Source organism: Geoalkalibacter sp., from assembly GCF_030604225.1.
In the GTDB taxonomy this organism is placed as follows: Bacteria; Desulfobacterota; Desulfuromonadia; order Desulfuromonadales; family Geoalkalibacteraceae; genus Geoalkalibacter.
The window spans coordinates 12,675-31,772 of the sequence record NZ_JAUVWH010000018.1 but is presented as its reverse complement, the minus strand read 5'-3'; the positions used below and the strand labels follow the sequence as shown (position 1 = coordinate 31,772).

16 protein-coding genes and 1 pseudogene are annotated in these 19,098 nt (G+C 61.8%); 8 read left to right on the top strand and 9 right to left on the bottom strand.

The annotated features are described in order from the left end of the window. From QAT43_RS03895 to QAT43_RS03860, 8 genes and pseudogenes are all read right to left on the bottom strand, one after another. Window positions 1-665, bottom strand: a pseudogene (locus QAT43_RS03895) (hypothetical protein); the annotation flags it as partial. 57 nt (window positions 666-722) lie between these two features. Then, a complete protein-coding gene (locus QAT43_RS03890) occupies window positions 723-1,193 on the bottom strand; it encodes a cytochrome C (RefSeq protein WP_305041729.1) in 471 nt (156 codons plus the stop codon). Between the two features lie 49 nt (window positions 1,194-1,242). After that, the gene (locus tag QAT43_RS03885) at window positions 1,243-2,517 is read right to left on the bottom strand and encodes a hypothetical protein (protein WP_305041728.1); all 1,275 of its coding nucleotides are present in this window, start codon (window positions 2,515-2,517) and stop codon (window positions 1,243-1,245) included. Between the two features lie 165 nt (window positions 2,518-2,682). Next, a complete protein-coding gene (locus QAT43_RS03880; protein ID WP_305041727.1) occupies window positions 2,683-3,972 on the bottom strand; it encodes an NCS2 family permease in 1,290 nt (429 codons plus the stop codon). Between the two features lie 99 nt (window positions 3,973-4,071). Then, complete coding sequence (locus QAT43_RS03875) at window positions 4,072-4,434, bottom strand: cupin domain-containing protein (RefSeq protein WP_305041726.1); 363 nt, start codon at window positions 4,432-4,434, stop codon at window positions 4,072-4,074. A 71-nt stretch (window positions 4,435-4,505) separates the two neighbouring features. After that, window positions 4,506-5,192 carry a hypothetical protein gene (locus QAT43_RS03870; protein ID WP_305041725.1) on the bottom strand — a complete coding sequence of 229 codons (687 nt, stop codon included), beginning with the start codon at window positions 5,190-5,192 and terminating at the stop codon, window positions 4,506-4,508. Between the two features lie 88 nt (window positions 5,193-5,280). Next, window positions 5,281-6,177, bottom strand: coding sequence for a phosphoribosylaminoimidazolesuccinocarboxamide synthase (locus QAT43_RS03865; RefSeq protein ID WP_305041724.1), 897 nt, complete (start codon window positions 6,175-6,177; stop codon window positions 5,281-5,283). 8 nt (window positions 6,178-6,185) lie between these two features. Further along, complete coding sequence (locus QAT43_RS03860) at window positions 6,186-8,123, bottom strand: SurA N-terminal domain-containing protein (RefSeq protein WP_305041723.1); 1,938 nt, start codon at window positions 8,121-8,123, stop codon at window positions 6,186-6,188. Window positions 8,124-8,312: 189 nt separating this feature from the next. Between QAT43_RS03860 and QAT43_RS03855 the strand changes: the two genes are divergently transcribed. The 6 genes from QAT43_RS03855 (at window position 8,313) to amrS (ending at window position 14,951) form a co-directional block, all read left to right on the top strand. Beyond that, window positions 8,313-9,362: a rod shape-determining protein gene (locus QAT43_RS03855; protein ID WP_442900200.1), complete on the top strand. Its 1,050-nt coding sequence runs from the start codon at window positions 8,313-8,315 to the stop codon at window positions 9,360-9,362. Window positions 9,363-9,473: 111 nt separating this feature from the next. Next, complete coding sequence (gene mreC / locus QAT43_RS03850) at window positions 9,474-10,292, top strand: rod shape-determining protein MreC (protein ID WP_305041722.1); 819 nt, start codon at window positions 9,474-9,476, stop codon at window positions 10,290-10,292. Continuing rightward, window positions 10,289-10,825 carry a rod shape-determining protein MreD gene (gene mreD, locus QAT43_RS03845; RefSeq protein WP_305041721.1) on the top strand — a complete coding sequence of 179 codons (537 nt, stop codon included), beginning with the start codon at window positions 10,289-10,291 and terminating at the stop codon, window positions 10,823-10,825. The genes mreC and mreD overlap by 4 nt, the downstream gene beginning before the upstream one ends. Continuing rightward, window positions 10,815-12,668, top strand: coding sequence for a penicillin-binding protein 2 (gene mrdA / locus QAT43_RS03840; RefSeq protein WP_305041720.1), 1,854 nt, complete (start codon window positions 10,815-10,817; stop codon window positions 12,666-12,668). Before mreD ends, mrdA begins: the two co-directional genes overlap by 11 nt. A 4-nt stretch (window positions 12,669-12,672) precedes the next feature. Next, the gene (gene rodA, locus QAT43_RS03835) at window positions 12,673-13,770 is read left to right on the top strand and encodes a rod shape-determining protein RodA (protein WP_305041719.1); all 1,098 of its coding nucleotides are present in this window, start codon (window positions 12,673-12,675) and stop codon (window positions 13,768-13,770) included. A 149-nt stretch (window positions 13,771-13,919) separates the two neighbouring features. Beyond that, complete coding sequence (gene amrS / locus QAT43_RS03830) at window positions 13,920-14,951, top strand: AmmeMemoRadiSam system radical SAM enzyme (RefSeq protein WP_305041718.1); 1,032 nt, start codon at window positions 13,920-13,922, stop codon at window positions 14,949-14,951. Between the two features lie 14 nt (window positions 14,952-14,965). Here the strand turns inward: amrS and QAT43_RS03825 are convergent, their stop codons facing one another. Next, window positions 14,966-16,282: a replication-associated recombination protein A gene (locus QAT43_RS03825; protein ID WP_305041717.1), complete on the bottom strand. Its 1,317-nt coding sequence runs from the start codon at window positions 16,280-16,282 to the stop codon at window positions 14,966-14,968. 136 nt (window positions 16,283-16,418) lie between these two features. Between QAT43_RS03825 and QAT43_RS03820 the strand changes: the two genes are divergently transcribed. Continuing rightward, window positions 16,419-17,273 carry an NAD(+)/NADH kinase gene (locus tag QAT43_RS03820; protein ID WP_305041716.1) on the top strand — a complete coding sequence of 285 codons (855 nt, stop codon included), beginning with the start codon at window positions 16,419-16,421 and terminating at the stop codon, window positions 17,271-17,273. 51 nt (window positions 17,274-17,324) lie between these two features. After that, window positions 17,325-19,013, top strand: coding sequence for a DNA repair protein RecN (gene recN / locus QAT43_RS03815; protein ID WP_305041715.1), 1,689 nt, complete (start codon window positions 17,325-17,327; stop codon window positions 19,011-19,013). Window positions 19,014-19,098: the final 85 nt, after the last annotated feature.

The following is a 19,098-nucleotide window of genomic DNA, read 5'->3' as shown; positions in this document are numbered from 1 at the left end:
CCGCTACCGCCCAAACCTTGCACTCCGTGACAGAGGGTGCAGGCTTGCATGTTCTGCACATCCCAGTGCCCGAGCTTGGCTTGTATGCCGCCCGGAAATTCTAGGCGCTGCCCGAACCACCAGAAATTATCCGGCGCGCTCGAACCCGGGTGGGCGGCAAAAGTCGGGTGGGCAACGTTGTCAATTAGCTGTCGAGGCGGCGTTGCGACCAGATCGGTGTAGATATTGGTTTTATCCCCATGACAGAGCACACTTTCACACCCCCCGACCAGGCTGCGCAAGGTGACATTGAAGCGGGGGTTGCTGCCCGGACCGCCACGCTCGGCATGGCAACCCTGGCAGGCAAGTAGATTCTGTTTGGCGGCCCAGCCGTGGTTGAGGGGATTGGCCCACTCAAGCTGCTCGAACCCGGGCTGCTTGCGATGGAAATTGGAGAAAGGTTCGCCGGCGGTATGGCACTCAAAACAACCCGGAACCCCGCCGCCGCCGTTGAGATCGGCGCGATGACAGACTTGGCAGTCCGAGAAATCGTTCTTGGCCTGGGCGACCCTGGCCGTAGCACTGTGGTCCACCTGCCAGCCCGGTTCATGGGCATTGCGCACGGTGGGCGCATCCTCGTTGCCGCTGCCGCCGCCGCAGGCATAAAGGAGCAACGAGAAAGCCAAGCTTAACGCCGCCAGTGATCTCAGTCCCCTCTTATCCATGATGGGTCTCACCCCCTGTTAACCGTGGCAGGGACGGCAGGTTTGCGATGCCTTCGGGTTGCCGTGACAACGAAAGCACGAGGTCGGGTCGATGCGACCGTCGATTTGGTGGCGCGAAAGATAGTCGCCGCGATGCTGGGTGCGGCGGAAGGTTTCCGTCTGGTTGCGCAGCGAGGGTTTGAGCTCGACGCGGGTGGCGTGGCAACTGTTGCAAAAACTCTGGTCATGGCACATGGCGCAAACGGCTTCGTCCTGGTAGGTGACGAGCCGATGGTTGTCGGTGAAAAAGGGCGTGTGGTTGTAGCGCTCGTAGACCATTTCCTTGTTTTCATGCCCGTGACAGCGTACGCAGTAGACGCGGCGCTCGCCCAATTCATAGATGGGTGGGTGTGTTTTGGGGGGGCGATAGCCGTTTCCCGCGACACAGGAAATCAGCACGCCGGCAAAAAGTCCCAACAGCACAAACAAAAAAAACTTTTTTGCATTCATTCAATCATACTCCGAAGAAACCGGCCCGGGTCAACGGGGCCTTGAACGCTCAGTGGCCGTAGCGATAGTGGGCAACCAGCGTTGTGCGGAAGTTATCATCCAGGTAAGGGTCGTCGCTGTAATCCAGGGAAAATTTCAGCTTCAGGCGTTCCCCGAGAAAACCCCGGCCGAAGCCCAGGGAGGCAAACCAGGCCTGATCCTTGCCGAATTTCTGGCGGTCGTAGTCGACCAACATGGCGTCCCCCGAAACGAACCAGGGGCGGGCATCCCAGTAAAAGAAGCCGCGCGCCAGGGTAAAGCGATGGCGATCCTGGTCGCCGTCCATGCGGCCCAATTCGATGCCGACCTGGCTGAGAATCTGAATTTTCCATGTTGAAATCAGGGAGTAGTAATCGGCGCTGCCGTCGCGCCGGTCGTATTCGTAGTGTTTCAGGCGTCCCGCGAGTTCGAAGCGTTCATCCAGGTAGAGGTAGGCTTCGGTGCCGAAGACCTCCAAACTGTTGCCGGTGCCGGCCAAAAAGCGGAAGGGAAAGGCGGAACTGCCCTGATCCACGAAGAAATCATCATAACGGTATTTCTGATAAAAGGGGCGCACCTCGACTGGTCCCATGGGCACGCGCAATTCGTAGAAGTGTTCGGCCCAGCCGTCGGTCTTGAGATTATAAACCGATGTACCCTGCAGGGAGATGCGGGCCGGAAGATAGACATAGCCGTCGAAGCCGGCGAACTGCTCGTCATTGCCGCCGTCGTTGGCGAGGGTTTTGTAGGAGACGCCGAACTCGTAGCGGCCGATGTGGTGATGGGAGACGCGACCGCCGACAATGTAGTCGCCCGCGCGGCCGTTGGTGTTCGCGAGGGCGGCGGGTTGCCCGGCATAGGCGCTCAGGGTGATGTTGTTGGGCAGGTGTTTGCGTCCATAAACGCCATCCACCGCTTCGTTGGCAACGCCCTCAAAGACATAAAAGCGCCCGGCGCGTACCAGGAACTCCTGGGTGGGCGTATCGTATTCCAAATAGGCGTACAAGAGTTCGGCCTCGGTGGTATCGTCGAAATAGTCGTCGCCGAGGTTGATGCGCATCCACCCGTAACCGTGAAAGGAAAGGCCGGCTTCTTCCTTTTTGCCGTAATCGACCTGGAGATATTCGTAAACGGGGGCGACCTTGCGGTCAGGTTCACCCGGCAGGTCGCGCTTGAAGGATTGGAGGATCGTGTCGGACGTCAGGCGCAGATCCGCGCTGAAGCCCGAGCCGGGGAAAGCTATGAAAAATAGCAGGGAAAGCGCAAGGACAACCAGCAAGAGCCCGCGCCCATGAACGGCGATCATGGAACCCCCTTCGCAAAATAAAACCAGACCGATAAAAAAGTTTTCCGCGGCAGTGGAAAGAGCGGTCTGAGTATGCCACAGGAGCCGGAATCGAAAAAAGGGGATAATGGTTTGAAGTGGCTAATTTTCTTTGATAAATAAGCGGAACAGGCAGGACTTTGTGTCTCAGGAAACCATGAGGCTGATCAGGGATAGAACGGCGGCGCCAATGAGAAACGGGTCGCAGTGGCGGATTTTGCCGAGAAAAAGCTTGAGCAGCACGAAAGAGGCAAAACCGAAGGCCAGTCCCGTGGCAATGGAGTAGGTCAGAGGCATCAGGATCAGGGTCAGAAAGGCGGGCAGGCCTTCCTCGAAATTGTAGAAATCGATCTGGCCGATGCCGCGCATCATGAAAATGCCGACGGTCATCAGGGCCGGCGCCGTGGCATAGGCGGGCACCGCCGCGATGACGGGGGTAAAAAAGGAGGCGAGCAAAAACAGGATAGCGGTCACCACGGACGCCAGGCCGGTGCGCCCTCCGTCAGCCACGCCGCTTGCCGATTCAATGTAGGCGGTGGTGGTGCTGGTGCCGAGCAGCGACCCACCCACGGTCGCCAGGGCATCGGCGGTGAGCATGCGCGGCAGGCCGGGGATTTTGCCCTCCCGGTCGGTCAGGCCCGCCTCGCGGCAGACCGCGAGCATGGTGCCGAGGCTGTCGAAGAGATCAACGAACATGAAGGAAAAAATGCTCGCCCAGAGGGAAATCTTCAGCGCTCCGACAATATCGAGAGAAAATGCGATGGGGGCGATGGACGGGGGCGGGGCGACCACCTGCGACGGCAAGGGCGTGAGGCCGAGGAGCATCCCGGCTCCCGCCGTGGCGAGAATGGCCAGCAGGATCGAGCCTCGCACCCGCAGCAATTCCAGAATGGCGACCAGCAACAGACCGGCGAGACCGAGCAGGACCTCGGTGGTCAGGGGACCCATTTGCACCAGCACCGCTTCGTTGCGGACCACCAGCCCGAGATTCTGCATGCCGATAAAGGCAATAAAGAGGCCGATGCCGACCGAGGTGGCGAGGCGCAAGGATGCGGGGATGGCGTTGACCAAGCGTTCGCGAACGCCGATCAGGGTGAGGAACAGAAAGAAAATGCCGGAGAGAAATACGACGCCGAGGGCGGTGGTCCAATGCAGACCCTGACCGATCACCAGGGTGTAGGCGAAAAAGGCGTTGAGGCCCATGCCGGGGGCCATCATAAGCGGGACATTGGCCCAGAGGGCAATCAGCAGGGTGGCCAGTCCGGCAACCAGGCAGGTCACGGTCGTCAAGGCCCCCTGATCCATGCCGGCCTGGGCGAGGATCGCGGGGTTGACGAAAATAATGTAGGCCGCCGTGAGAAACGTCGTGCCGCCGGCGATGATTTCCGTTCGCGGATTGCTGCCGCGGGCATGAACCTTAAAGAGTCTCTCCAGCATGAATAAATCCCTCGGGCGGAGTCTTGCTTGACCGAGGGATTTATAGCATAGGCGTTTGAATCGGACAATGCGCGGAAAACAAGCCTGGATTTTCGCGACTCAGGAATTTTCTTGAGCTTTCGCCGTCTTGAACAGGGTCAGGAGCATTTTGAAGCGCTTGACGGCGCGGACCCGGTGGGACACATGCCCCGGCATGAGGATGATTTCCCCGGCCTTGACCCGCGCGGGAGTGCCGCCGACGGTGATTTCGGCCTCGCCGTCGAGGACCTGAACGAAGGCATGGTAGGGGACGGTATGTTCCGAAAGGGCCTGGCCCTCGTCGAAGCTGAAGACCGTCAGGGTGCCGGTTTCGTCCTGCAGCAGGGTGCGGCTGACCACCGATCCTTCCTGATAATCCACCATCCCTGCCAGATTCAAGGGGGTGCCGCCTTCCATCTTGACCGAATGCTTGTCGCTTGCCATGGGGTGCTCTCCTTTCCGTTATCTTATGCCTTGAGCTTAGCAGATGCAGGGGATCGGCGATTTGACCTGGCTCAATTCGTCTTGATGTTGATCTTGGCCCAGAGCCTTTCGATATCCTTGATGAGGACGGGATTCTCCGCGAGGGTGATGGCATAGTAGAGCGCCGCCGAGGTGCTTTTTTCATCCTCGAGGCGAAGGTAGGCCAGGGCGGCATGGTACAAGGCGAGGGCCTGCTCGTCGGTGTTGCGCGCCAGGTGCTGGGCGCGGTCGAAGAGCGGCAGCGCGGCACGGGGTTGATCCTGGGAGAGGGCGATGACGCCGGCGCCGTCGGTGCGTGCAAAGGAGTCGGGGGGCAAGGTCTCCAGCAGGCGCACAGCTTCCTTGAGACCGTCAAGCTTGAGGGCGTTGAGCAGAATCAGCCGATGGGTCAAATGCAGGGTCTGATCCCTGTCGGGCTTGCTGGAGCGCAGTCCTGCCGTCAGAACCTCGCGGGCCTCCTGGTCGCGTCCGAGGATTTCCAGAAGATCGGCGTGTCGCAAGTAGTGAGAAGTTTCCTCCGGCGCGGCGAGAAGGGCCAGGCGGAATTCTTTTTCGGCCTCTTCGAACTTGCGCTGGAAGACCAGATTTTCCCCCTCCTCGGCGTGTTCGATCGCGGGCCGTGTCGGCTTGGGCGCGAAAGAGGCCGCGCAGCCGGCCAACGCCAGGGAAAGCGCCGCCAGCGCTGGGAGCAAATGTCTGCGGATGAAAAAATCAGCCATTCTATTCACCGCGGAAGGTCGTTGCCGGAAAGCGTAAAAAAGGCCGCGAGGAATAATCCTCGCGGCCGGGTGGGGTTTGCTCGAATGATTAGCGTGGTGGTTCCATACCCGTCAGGCGCTTGAGCGCTTCGAGGTATTTCTCACCGGTTTTGCGCACGATTTCCTCGGGCAGCGCCGGCGCGGGCGCCTGTTTGTTCCAATCGAGGGTTTCCAGGTAGTCGCGCAGGAATTGTTTGTCGAAGCTCGGCTGCGGACCGCCGGGACGATAAAGATCCTTGGGCCAGAAGCGCGAGGAATCAGGGGTGAGCGCCTCGTCGATCCAGATCAGTTCGCCGTCGCGGATACCGAATTCAAATTTGGTGTCGGCAATGATGATGCCCTTGGCGTCGGCCACCTGACGGGCACGGTCGTAGATGGCGATGGTGGTGTCGCGCACCTGGGCGGCTAGTTTTTCGCCGACCAGTTTCACGGTTTGCGCGAAATCGATGTTTTCATCGTGCTCGCCGAGCTCGGCCTTGGTCGAGGGGGTGAAAATCGGCTCGGGCAGCTGTTGGCTTTCCACCAACCCGGAGGGAAGGGCGATGCCGCAGATCGCGCCGGTTTTCTTGTAATCCTTCCAGCCCGAACCGGAGACGTAGCCGCGCACGATGCATTCAACAGGCAAGGGTTTGGCTTTTTTCACCAGCATGCTGCGCCCTTCGAGCTCGGCGCGGTACTTGTGCGTGCTCGCGGGAAACTCATCGACATCCATGGCGATGATGTGGTTGGGGATGATATCGGTCATCTTCTCGAACCAGAAGCGCGAAATCTGGGTGAGAACGAATCCTTTGTAGGGAATGGCTTCGTTCATGATGACGTCGAAGGCCGAAATGCGGTCGGAGGTGACGATCAGCAGATGCTCGCCCAGATCGTAGATGTCGCGGACCTTGCCGCGATTGACCAGCTTGAGATCGGGAAAATCGGTTTTGAGAACCAGCTTGCTCATGGGGTTGGTTACCTTTCCAGGAAATTGGCAAGAGCCGGAGTGATCTGGACTTTGGCCGCCTGACGCAGGGCCGCGACTTCCTTTTCGAGCACTTCCTGCTGCTTGGTGGCCAGAAGGCTGGTGCGGATTTCCTCGCGGCGTGCCGCGTCAAGGGTGCTCATATCCGCCTGCTTGCGTTCCTTGAGGGCGACAAGGACAAACTTGCCGGCGACGCTGTAAACCTCGTGAGCCCGGGCGCCGGGAGCTTCCAGGGCGAAGGCTGCGTTGAACAGGTTCGCGTCGTTGCCGAGGCGGGGAATGAAGGTGTCGAAGGCGCGCGAGAAAAGGCCGGTTTCCTCGACTTTCAGATTCTCCTTGCGGGCGCGCGCCTCAAGGGAGCCGTTTTCGCCCAGGGCAGCCAGGAACTCTTCCGCCGCCTGCCGCGCCAGCTCGACGGACTCCTCCCGACGATAAGCCGCTTCGGCCTCGGCACGGACCTCGTCGAAATCAGGCAGGCGGCTTGGCCGCTTTTCCTTGACGGTGAAGAGAAAAACCCCTTGGGGCAGGACCACGGGGCGGGCCAGCTCACCGGGGTTCAAGGCAAAGGCGGCATCGGTGATTTCGGCGGATTCGCCGATGCCGTCGATGGCGCCGCCACGGGTAAAGAAGCCCGTTTCCTTAATGCCGAGATCGTTGGCGCGCGCCGCTGCGTCGAGATCGCCGTCGCGACGGTTGAGGTTGTAGGCATCCATGGCTTTTTCCGTGGCGAGTTGCCGGGCCTTGTCGTCGCGCAAGCCGTTTTTGACCTGCTCGATGACATCTTCCATGGGGCGGATTCCGGCTTCGATGTAGCCGGTCACCTTGATGATGTGAAAGCCAAACGGCGTGCGGACCAATTCGCTGAGTTCACCCGGCCGCAGGGCGAAAGCGGTCTGCTCGAAAGCGGGCACCATGACGCCGCGGGGGAAGTACCCAAGATCGCCGCCCTTGACGGCGCTGGCCTCGTCGTCGGAATAAAGGCGCGCGAGCTCGGCAAAGTCCTTGCCGGCTTTCAGATCGGCAAGGACTTTCTGCGCGCGCTCCAGGCGTGGCGCAAGGCTTTGCTCGTCGGCATCCTCGGCGACCCGAATCAAGATATGGGAGGCTTGAATTTGCTCGCGGACCTCGAACTGGTCGAGGTGGCGACGGTAATGGCGCTCGATTTCCGCATCGTCAAAGCGGACCTGGTCGCGATAGCGGGACGGCGTGAATTCCACATAGCGCAGCGCCACCGCCTCGGCTTGGCGAAAATCCTCCTGGCGCTGGGCGAACCATTCCCGCAGTTGGGCGTCGTCGACCTGCACGCGGTTCTCGTAGAGCGCGGGGGCAAAGGTGACGAAGGAGAGATTGACTTCCTCGTTGCGGTCGCGGAACGCCGTCTCGATTTCCTCGTCGGTGACGGCGACATTTTTCTGAATGTCGTCGATGACCTTGTTGATGAGCAGTTGGCGCTGCTGGCTGGCCTCGAACTCCTCCGGCGTGATGCGCTGGTAATTCAGTACTTGCAGGTAGCGCTGACGGCTGAACACGCCGTCTTCATGGAAGGCGGTGATTTCGGCGATGGAGGCCACCAGTTCGTCGCGTGTCACCTTGATGCCGCGCCGTTTGGCTTCCTGCGCGAGGAGGGTTTGCTCGGTCAGGCGGTCGGCGGCCATCTGGCGCAGGCCGAGGCTGCGCTCCATCTGGGGGGTGAACTGATCGCGGTAGAGACTCTGGTAGAGATTGTAGAGATTGCCGTAAGTCCGTTGGAACGCATCGAGGGAGAGCTTTTCCCCATTGATGACCAAGGCGGTGGCGGCCGGGTCCTGAACGCTGTCGCTGCCCTTGCCCCACACCAGGAAGATGGTGCCGACAAAGGCGGCGATGATGGTCCAGAAGACCAGCTTGACGAGCAGGGTCTTCTGTTTTTTGCGGATAAAATCAAGCATGAGGCAGGGTCTCCTTGGCCGGATGATTCAAAAAATAAGGGTGAATGATACGGCATGAAAACGCTGTCTGGCAATAATTTTTTAAATTTAAGCATCTTGCTAAAGGGAGGTGATTTTGGTAGGGTAAGCGCCGGTTTGCCAGGGGGAGACCCCTCCTGTCCGTAGTGAACGAAAGGAGCCGCCGGCCCAATGTTCAACCTGTTCAATTCGATTCTCGGCTTTTTTTCCAACGATCTCGCCATTGACCTGGGGACGGCCAACACACTGGTCTACCTGCGCGGCAAGGGCATCGTTGTTTGTGAACCCTCCGTGGTCGCGGTGCAGAAGGACGGCGTCGGTCAGCGGCGCGTTCTGGCCGTGGGCATGGAAGCCAAGAAAATGCTTGGGCGCACCCCGGGCAGCATCATCGCCATCCGCCCCATGAAGGACGGCGTCATCGCCGATTTCGACATCACCCAGGAAATGCTGCGCTATTTCATCCAGAAGGTGCATAATCGCAAGACCCTGGTCCGCCCGCGCATCGTCATCTGCGTACCCTCGGGCATTACCCAGGTGGAAAAGCGCGCCGTCAAGGAATCGGCCGAATCGGCCGGCGCGCGCGAGGTTTATCTGATCGAGGAGCCCATGGCCGCCGCCATCGGCGCCGGGCTGCCGATTACCGAGGCGTCCGGCAACATGATCGTTGACATCGGCGGGGGCACCACCGAGGTGGCGGTGATCTCCCTGGCCGGCATCGTCTACGCCAAAAGCGTGCGGGTCGGCGGCGACAAGATCGACGAAGCCATCGTCCAGTATCTCAAGCGCAAATACAATCTTCTCATTGGCGAGCGCACCGCCGAGCAGATCAAGATCGAAATCGGCAGCGCCTACCCCGATCCCGACGGCACGGTTCATACCATGGAGGTCAAGGGTCGGGATCTGGTCAGCGGTATCCCCAAAACCCTGGAAGTCGATTCCAGCGAAATCCGCGAAGCGCTCTCCGAAACCGTCAACGCCATCGTCGAGGCGGTGCGCATCGCCCTGGAGCGCACGCCCCCCGAGCTGGCAGCCGATATCGTCGATAAAGGCATCATCCTGGCCGGCGGCGGCGCCAATCTGCGCAATCTCGATATTCTGCTGCGTGAGGAAACCGGCCTGCCGGTGGTGATCGCCGAGGAGCCCCTGTCCTGCGTGGTGCTGGGCTCGGGCAAGGTGCTCGACGAGCTCGACCTGCTCAAGCGCGTCACGGTGAGCTCCTGATACGAACATTATGTCTCGTCTGTCCGGCGCGGCGATCGATGTTTGATCCTCGCTGATTTATGTTTTCTTGGAGGGCCTCGCGGCCCTCTTTGTGTTTGTCCGAGGTGGACGTTGCGCGAACTGCTGAGAAAATTTCGGCCGCTGATCCTGGGCATCTGCCTGGTGGTGGCCGCCTTGTTTCTCTATAGCGCCAATCTGCGCAAAAAGGACCAGACGAGTTTTTTTGAACAGGCGGTTCTGACCCTGGCGGCGCCTTTTCTCAAAACCTTTGACCTGGCCTGGGAGCGGGTTGCCGCCGGGTGGGAAGGCTACCTGTGGCTGGTGGATACGGCCCAGGACAATGAGCGTTTGCGAGAAGAAAACTTGCTGCTCAAGGCCGAGTTGGAAAACCTTAGGGAGATTCGCCTGACCAACGAACGGTTGCGAGAACTGCTTGAGTTTAAAGAAGAATTTTCTCTTTCGGCGGTTCCTGCGCGGGTCATCGCGGCCGATTCCACCACTTGGTCGCGAACCGTGCTCCTTGACAAAGGGACTCGTTCTGGGGTGCGTGAGGGATTGCCCGTGGTGACGCCCGCCGGGGTTGTGGGACGCGTCATCAAGGCGGCGCCGGGCGAAGCGCGGGTCTTGCTCATCACCGATGCCGCCTCCGCGGTTGCTTCCTTGGTGCAGCGCACCCGGACCCGCGGGGTCTGCCGTGGGCGCGGCGATGCCTTGATGCTTGAATTCGCGCTGCGGCAGGAGGATGTCCAGGTGGGGGATCGGGTGGTGACCTCGGGTACCGGCGGAGTGTTTCCCAAGGGTTTGCTGCTCGGCGAGGTGGCTCGCGTCGAGCGCGGCGATTTCGGCCTTTTTCAGACCGTTGAAATTGCCCCGGCAGCCGACTTTTCACGTTTGGAAGAGGTTTTGGTACTGGTGGAGGATGAGCCTTGAAGCAGGCCCTGACCTTCGTGCTGCTCGGCTTCGGCTGCGCGCTGGTGCAGACGGCGGTTTTTCCGCGTTTTCTTCCTCCCCTGGCGCGGCCCGAGCTGTTTATGATTCTCATCGTGTTTCTCAGCATCAGTCAAACCGCCTTACGCGGCGGTCTGATCGCCTGGCTGCTGGGGTTGCTCGTGGATGTTTTTGCCGCCCAGACCCTCGGCCTGCATGGTTTGGTCTTTCTCGTGACGTTTTTTCTGATCAAGCTGACCGAACGTCGCTTGAATACGGAAAGTTCCCTTCTGCTGGTGCTGCTGGTTTTCGGCGGCACCCTGGTGGTCCGAGGAATGACGGCGATGGCCCTGCTCATCCTCGATGAGGCAGGGCGCAACTGGCAAATCATTCTCGGGCAGATGGCGACCCAAGCGTTCATGAGCGCCTTGGCGGCCGCCGTGGCGCTGCTTGTGGTGCGCTGGGCCTGTCGGCGTGCTGGTGGTCCCACCGGCCTGCCCGGCTTGCGCTACCTGGATAGCCGATATGAAAAATGAATCCGACGCGCCCGATCTGACCCGGCGCTTCATGTTGCTGTCGCTGGTGGCGGTGCTGATTTTTCTGCTGCTGCTGCTACGCCTCTGGTATTTGCAGGTCATTCAGGCCGAGCGGTTTCAGATGCTCTCCGAGCGCAACCGCATCCGCTACATGCCCATCGCGGCGCCGCGTGGGCCGATCTTCGACCGCGATGGGCAGTTGCTGGTCGACAACCGGCCGGCCTTCGGCGTTTCCGTGATGCGCCAGGACATCGACGATCGCGAGCGCCTCATCGAGCAGTTGTCCCTTCTGTTGGACGCGGATCCGGAAATTCTTGAAAATCGCTTCAAGGCGGGGCGCCGTTTCCCCTTTTATCGACCGGTGCCCCTGGTCGACGACGTGAGCCGCGACCTGCTCGAGCGGGTGCAGGAAAATTCCCTCGACCTGCCGGGGGTGCTCATCGATGTGCATCCCATGCGCTCCTATCCCCTGGAGGATGTTGCCGCGCATATTTTCGGCTATCTGGGTGAAATCACGGAACGGGAACTGGCCCAGTCCACGGGCAAGGATTATCGTTCGGGGGATGTCATCGGCAAAAGCGGCCTGGAGCAGACCCTCGAAACCTACCTGCGCGGAACCGAAGGCCAGCGCCTGGTGGAAGTGGATGTGCTGGGCAAGGAACTGCGGGTGCTCAAGATCCAGGATCCCGTACCCGGCAACAAGGTGTATCTGACCCTGAGCCAGGAGGTGCAGCTGGCCGCCGAGCGCGCCCTGGGCGAGCACTCCGGCGCGGTGGTGGCCATGGATGCGCGTAGCGGCGAAATCCTGGCCATGGCCAGCCGGCCGTCCTTCAATCCCGCGCTTTTCGCGCGCGGCATCAGCGGCGCCGAATGGCGCGAACTGCTGCAGAATCCCCTTCATCCCCTGCAGAACAAGGCCATCAAGGGACAATACCCGCCGGCGTCGACCTTCAAGATCGTGACCGCCCTCGCGGCGCTGCGCGCCGGGGTCGCCACGCCCAATACCCGTGTTGATTGTTACGGCAGCTTTACCCTGGGCAATCGGGATTTTCGTTGCTGGAAACGCACCGGCCACGGCGTCACCGATCTGCGCAAGGCCATGCGGGAAAGTTGCGATGTGTGGTTTTACAAGGTCGGCCTCGATCTGGGCATCGATCGGCTGGCCGACATGGCGCGGGAAATGGGCATGGGCGAATCCCTGGGTTTTGCCCTGGCCGGAGAAAAAGAGGGCCTGATTCCGACTCGCGCCTGGAAGCGTCAGCGGTTCAACGCCCCCTGGTACGATGGTGAAACGGTCATCGCGGCCATCGGCCAGGGTTATGTTCTCAGCACCCCCCTGCAACTCGCCGTCATGTCGGCCAGTGTGGCCAATGGGGGGCAGGTGTTGCGCCCCCAAATCGTCAAGCGCATCGAAGGCTGGGATGGCCAGGTGATTCATGAAGCCCGCCCCGAGGTTCTAAAAACCGTCGACTTTGGCCCGGGCAACCTGGCGGCCGTGCAGCGCAGCCTTGAGGCCGCCGTCAATGAGCCTCAGGCCACCGGTCGCGCCAGCCGGCTGGACGAATTCAAGGTGGCGGGAAAAACCGGCACGGCTCAGGTGGTGCGGCTTCGCGACGATGACCGCGACCGGGCCGGCCGTGTCACGCCTTTTCGGCACCGCGATCACGCCCTGTTCGTCGCCTATGCGCCGGCCGAGGCGCCGGAAATCGTCGTGGCGGTGGTGGTGGAACACGGGCAGTCGGGCGGGGGAACGGCGGCGCCGGTGGCGCGGGCCGTGTTTGAAGCCTACTTTGGTCTGAACGTTTCCGCGCCGGAGGCACCGGCGGGACATTTCGGAGACTAATGCGTTGTTCGATCGCCGGCTGCTGCTCAATTTCGACTGGACGCTGCTCATCACCGTGAGCCTTCTGGCCCTCATCGGCATCGCCAATCTCTACAGCGCCACCGCCGCCTGGGAGGGTAGCGGTGGCGGGTTCTATCTTAAGCAGTTTGTCTGGTTCGGTATCGGCTTGATGCTGGCGCTGCTGATCTGCTGCTTCGACTATCGCCATCTGGAGCACCTCGGGGTTCATTTCTACATCATCACCCTGGCGATGCTGGTGGCGGTCCTGCTCGTCGGCAAAACCACCATGGGCGCTACCCGCTGGCTCGACCTGGGGTTTTTCAATCTGCAGCCCAGTGAAGTCATGAAACTGGTGATCATCATTGCCTTCGCCCGCTATTTCTGTCGGCACGGCCATTTTCGCGGCTATCGCCTGAGGGAGCTGATCATTCCCCTGGCCCTGCTTGCTCTTCCCGTGGTCCTGGTGCTCAAGCAGCCGGATCTCGGCACCTCGCTGCTGATTCTGTTCATCGCCGGAGTCATGGTGCTCTTTGCCGGCATTCGTCGCGGCGTGTTGATTTTGCTCATCCTGCTGGCCTTGACGGGGGCGGGCGGCGGCTGGTTTATGCTGCATGATTATCAGAAGGAGCGCATCCGCACCTTTCTCGAACCCGAACGCGACCCCTTGGGTGCCGGCTATCATATCATCCAATCGAAAATCGCGGTCGGCTCGGGGGGGATGTTCGGCAAGGGTTTCATGCAGGGCACCCAGTCGCAGCTATCCTTTCTGCCCGAACGTCACACCGATTTCGCTTTCTCCGTCTTTGCCGAGGAGTGGGGCTTTGCCGGTTGCCTGGTGCTGCTGCTCCTCTATCTGTTTCTGATCATCTGGGGAGTTTACGTGGCGCGGCGCGCGGCGGATCGCTTCGGCATGTTTCTCGCCGTGGGCGTGACGGCCATGCTTTTCTGGCACATCATTGTCAATCTCGGCATGGTCATCGGGCTCTTGCCCGTGGTTGGCGTGCCGCTGCCGTTGTTTTCCTACGGCGGCACCAGCATGGTCACCACCATGATCGGCACCGGCCTGCTGCTCAACGTCAGCATGCGCCGCTTCATGTTCTGATTCCCGGCGCAAATTCACCACCAACCAGACTGTGCGGACTTTTCCGCGACCAACCGTGCGGACTTTTCCGCGACCAACCGCGGGGCAGTCTCCCTCGGGTTCCTTCCTGGTATACTTGCGTGCAGAATCCGCTGGACGAGGAGGTCGCCATGAAGGAAGCCAGTTTCTGGGAAGCCGCCGGCGAACAGCGCGTTCGCTGCGGGCTGTGCCGGTTTCGCTGCCTCATCGCCGAGGGGCGACGCGGCATCTGCGGGGTTCGCGAAAACCGCCAGGGGGTGCTCTACACCCTGGTTTACGGTCGCAGCGTCGCCGAAAATGTTGATCCCATCGAGAAAAAGCCCCTCTTTCATTTCTACCCCGCCTCGCTGAGTTTTTCCGTGGCCACCGTTGGTTGCAACTTTCGCTGCCTGCATTGCCAGAACTACCAGATCTCTCAGCTGCCGCGCGATCACCAGCAGGCCATTGCCGGCTATCCCCTGGAGCCCGCCGAGATCGTGCGGCGCGCCCGCGCGAGCGGTTGTCGCAGTATCGCGTACACCTATACCGAGCCGACGGTGTTTTTCGAGTATGCCTACGACACCGCGGTCCTGGCCCACCAGGCAGGCCTGAAGAACATTTTTGTCACCAACGGCTATACGACGCCGGAAGCGCTGGCGGCCATCGCGCCCTATCTGAATGGAGCCAATGTCGATCTCAAGGGATTTTCCGAGGAGTTTTACCGCGAAGTGGTCGGCGCGACGCTCCATGGGGTGTTGGATACCCTGCGCGAGTACCGCCGTCTGGGCATCTGGATCGAAGTGACGACGCTGATCATTCCGGGGCGCAATGACCGCCCCGGCGAGTTGCGCAAGCTCGCCGGCTTCATCGCCGATGAGTTGGGCGGCGACACGCCCTGGCACGTCACGGCCTTTTATCCGACCTATAAGCTCCGCGATGTGCCGCCGACCCCGGTCGCGTCCTTGCGCAAGGCGCGCAAAATCGGTTTGGAGGCGGGGTTGCGCTACGTTTATACCGGCAACATACCCGGCGAACCGGGGGAAAACACCCTGTGCCCGGGCTGTGGTGAGGTGCTCATCGAGCGGCGGGGATTTCGGCTCGGGCAGGTGCGGCTGGACCATGGCCGCTGCACGGGCTGCGGCCTCCCGGTGCCCGGCGTCGGCCTGGAGGAACGGATCGGTTAGCCGGCTTGCCGCGTTTATTCCTTGTCGGCGGGACGGCGCAGGCTTTCCCAATAGCGCAAGCGCTCGCCGATGGTTTTTTCATAACCGTGCTCGGTGGGGCGATAGAACTGGCATCCGGCGAGTTCCTCGGGCAGATGGGTCTGGGTCACCACGCCACGCGGGTCGTCATGGGCATGGCGATAGCCGCGCCCGTAGCCCAACTCTTTCATGAGGCGGGTGGGGGCATTGCGAATGTGCAGCGGCACGGCCAGCGCCCCGCTTTTGCGCACTTCGGCCAGAGCCGCGTCGATGCCCAGGTAGGAGGCGTTGCTCTTGGGGGCGCTCGCCAGGTAGGTCACGGCCTGGGCCAGGTTGATGCGCCCTTCGGGAAGTCCGACGAAATGGACGGCCTGCATGGCGGCCAGGGCGATCTGCAGGCCGCGCGGATCGGCGTTGCCGACGTCCTCGGAGGCGAAAATGACCAGGCGGCGCGTGATGAAGAGGGGATCCTCGCCCGCTTCGAGCATGCGCGCCAGCCAATAGAGGGCGGCATCGGGGTCGGAGCCGCGCAGACTTTTGATGAATGCGGAAATGACGTTGTAGTGTTCCTCGCCCCCCTTGTCGTAGAGCAGGGGCTTTTTCTGCAGGCTCTCCACGACAAGGGAGCGGGTCAGGGTGCCCCGGCCCAGGGAGAGCGCCGCCATTTCCAGGGCGTTGAGGGCAACGCGGGCATCGCCATCGGCCATTTCCGCAAGCACATCCAGAGCCTCGGCTTCGGCGTCGAAACCGCGCCCGCCCAGGCCGCGCGGATCGCGCAGCGCCCGTTCCAGCAAAGTACGAACGTCCTCGGGTTGCAGGGGTTCGAGGACAAACACCCGCGAGCGCGACAGCAGGGCGGCGTTGACTTCGAAGGAGGGGTTTTCCGTGGTGGCGCCGATCAGGATGATGTCGCCGTGCTCCACATGGGGGAGGAAGGCATCCTGCTGGGCCTTGTTGAAGCGGTGGATCTCATCGATGAAAAGCAGGGTCTTGCGCCCGTGGTAAGCCTTGTCCTGGCGCGCCTGGGCGACGATTTCGCGGACTTCCTTGACCCCTTGCAGAACCGCCGAGAAGGACACGAACCGACTGCGGGTGGTATGGGCGATGACCTGGGCGAGGGTAGTCTTGCCGGTGCCGGGTGGGCCCCAGAAAATGATCGAGCTGATCTGGTCGTTTTCAATCAGGCGGCGCAATAGCTTGCCTTCGCCGAGCAGATGCCCCTGGCCCACCACCTCGGCCAGGGTGCGGGGCCGCAGACGCTCGGCGAGGGGGGCATCGGCGGCGTGTTGCGCGGCATTTTCAAACAGGTCCATGGCGGGGATCTCCGGTGTGGCGATGACCGGACTCTAGCACAGGGCGGCTTCAGCGAACAACCGGTGCCGCGGCGGGGATGGACTCCGGGGGGCAGGTGTGATAATTTCCACGGCAGTCTTTGCCAAGGAGCCGAGCATGAAAAGGGTGGGTCTTTACGCCAAGAAACATCATCCCGACGCGGTCGGTTTCGGGCGCGAGGTCATGAACTGGCTTCTGGAACGCGGGCTCGAGGTGTACCTCGAAGAGGATCTGGCCAAAAGCCTCGGCCTGGTGCGCAATTACGTCGACAGCGAGATCCCCGAGCGGACCGATCTGATCATCGTGTTGGGGGGCGACGGCACCCTGATTTCCGTGGCGCGCCACGTGGGGGCGCGCATGAAGCCGATTCTCGGCGTCAATCTCGGCAGCCTGGGTTTTCTGACGGAAATCACCCAGAACGAGACCTTCTCCACCCTGGAGCGGGTGTTGGCCGGCGATTTCAAGGTCTCAAGCCGCATGATGCTCGATGCGGTGGTGCTGCGCAGCGGCCGGGAAGTGGCGCGCTTCGTGGTGCTCAACGACGCGGTGATCAACAAGGGGGCGCTGGCGCGGATCATCGACATGGAGACCTCGGTCGACGGCGTGTACCTGACCAACTTCAAGGCCGACGGCCTGATCGTGGCGACGCCCACCGGGTCCACCGCCTACAATCTGGCCGCGGGCGGCCCCATCATCTATCCCGGCCTTAACTGCCTGGTGATTTCGCCCATCTGTCCGCATATGCTGACCAACCGGCCGCTGATCGTCTCCGACCGGGCGGTGATCCGCATCGAGGTCAAGTTCGAGGATCAGCACGTGGTGCTCACCGCCGACGGCCAGGTGGGCATGCCACTCAAGGGCGGCGATGTCGTCGAGCTGCGCCGCTCCGAGGTGCGCACCCTGCTCGTCAAAAGTCCCACCAAGGACTATTTCAGCGTGCTGCGCGCCAAGCTGCGGTGGGGCGAGCGTTGATTGCCCGTCCGCGCAGGTCGCCCCACCCTCAACCCCCGACAGCTGTCGCTCATGTTGACTGATCTCAATATCCGCAATTTTGCCACCATCGACCGGCTGCATGTCAGCTTCGGCACCGGTTTCAATGTGCTGACCGGCGAAACCGGCGCGGGCAAATCGATTCTGCTCGGCGCCCTCGGCCTGCTACTCGGCGAACGGGCGCGTACGGACGTGGTACGCACCGGCGAGGAAGAGGCCGCCATCGAAGCGGTCTTTGATCTTGGCGGACCGGAATCCGCCGAGGTGCGGAAACTTCTCGCCGAGGCCGGGCTTGACGGCGACGGCGATGACATCATCATCCGCCGTTTGTTGAACCGCTCGGGGAAAAACCGGATTTTCATCAACGGCGCCCTGGTCACCCTGGCGCAACTGCAGCCCCTCGCCGAAAAATTGGTGACCATCTACGGACAGCACGAACATCAGAGCCTGTTGCGCGCCGAGACTCATCTGCAAGCCCTCGACGCTTTTGCCGGAAGCGGCGCCGACCTCGATCTCTATCGGCAACTGTTCGAACGTCTGCGTCAGGCTCGTGAGCGCTTGCGGTCCCTGGATCGGGACGAGCGCGAGCAGAAAGCCCGACAGGATTTGCTGGCCTATCAATGCCAGGAAATTGCCGCTGCCCAATTGAACATCGGCGAGGACGAGGATCTCGAAGCCGAGCGGCGCCTGTTGCAGCATGCCGAACGCCTCATGGCGGCAACGGCGGGGGGCTTCGAGCGCCTTTATGGGGCCGAGGGGGCGGCCTGCGAGCAGATCGCCCGTACCGCCGCCGAACTCGAAGCGCTGGCCACCGTCGATCCGCGCCTCGGCCATCTCGCAGGCGAATTGCACAGCGCTCTCTACAGTCTGGAAGATGCCGCGAACCAGTTGCGGGGCTATGCCGACAGTCTCAGTTTTGATCCCGGTCGTCAGGAGGAAGTCGAAACGCGGCTGGCGACCCTGACGTCCCTCAAGCGCAAGTATGGCGGCGACATCGCCGCGATCCTTGCCCATCGCGACGGCATTGCCGCCGAGCTTGAACAGTTGAGCGACCTCGAGGGCACCCGGCGCCAACTCGCCGAGGAATTAACCCGTCTGGAACATCAGGTCGCGCAGGCCGGCACGGCCTTGAGTGCGCGTCGCCGCGTCGCCGCGGACCAGCTCGCGGCGCGGGTCGAGGCGGAACTGGCCGATCTGGCCATGGCCCGGGCGCGCTTTCAGGTCAATTTTCAGCCCCTTGCGGAGCCCGGACCCTGGGGCCAGGAGAAGGTCGAATTTTTTCTTGCGCCCAACCCGGGGGAGGAACCTCGGCCCCTGGCCCGCATCGCCTCCGGGGGCGAGCTGTCACGCATCATGCTGGCCCTGCGACGTGCGGCGCCCGACCAGCAGGGCGTGGCGACACTGATCTTCGATGAGGTCGATGCCGGCATCGGCGGCGCGACGGCGACCCACGTCGGCGAAAAGTTGCGTGGGCTGGCGCGAGAGCGCCAGGTGCTGTGCGTCACCCATCTGCCGCAGGTGGCGGCCTTCGGCGATCGCCAATACCACATTGAAAAGCGTGAAAGCGACGGGCGCACCCGCACGACCATCGCGCTTCTCGAAGGCGAGGAGCGCATCCGGGAAATGGCGCGCATGCTCGGCGGCGCCCGGGTCACCGAGCGCACCCTGGAGCACGCCCGCGAACTGATTCACCACTCCCATTGCGCCCCCCCTCGACCCTGAGGGACAACTCCAACTCAGCCCTCTTCGCCTCTATTTAGATCTTACGCGACCGGCGACAACCCCTGGCCGGCGCTGCTCGGGAAAG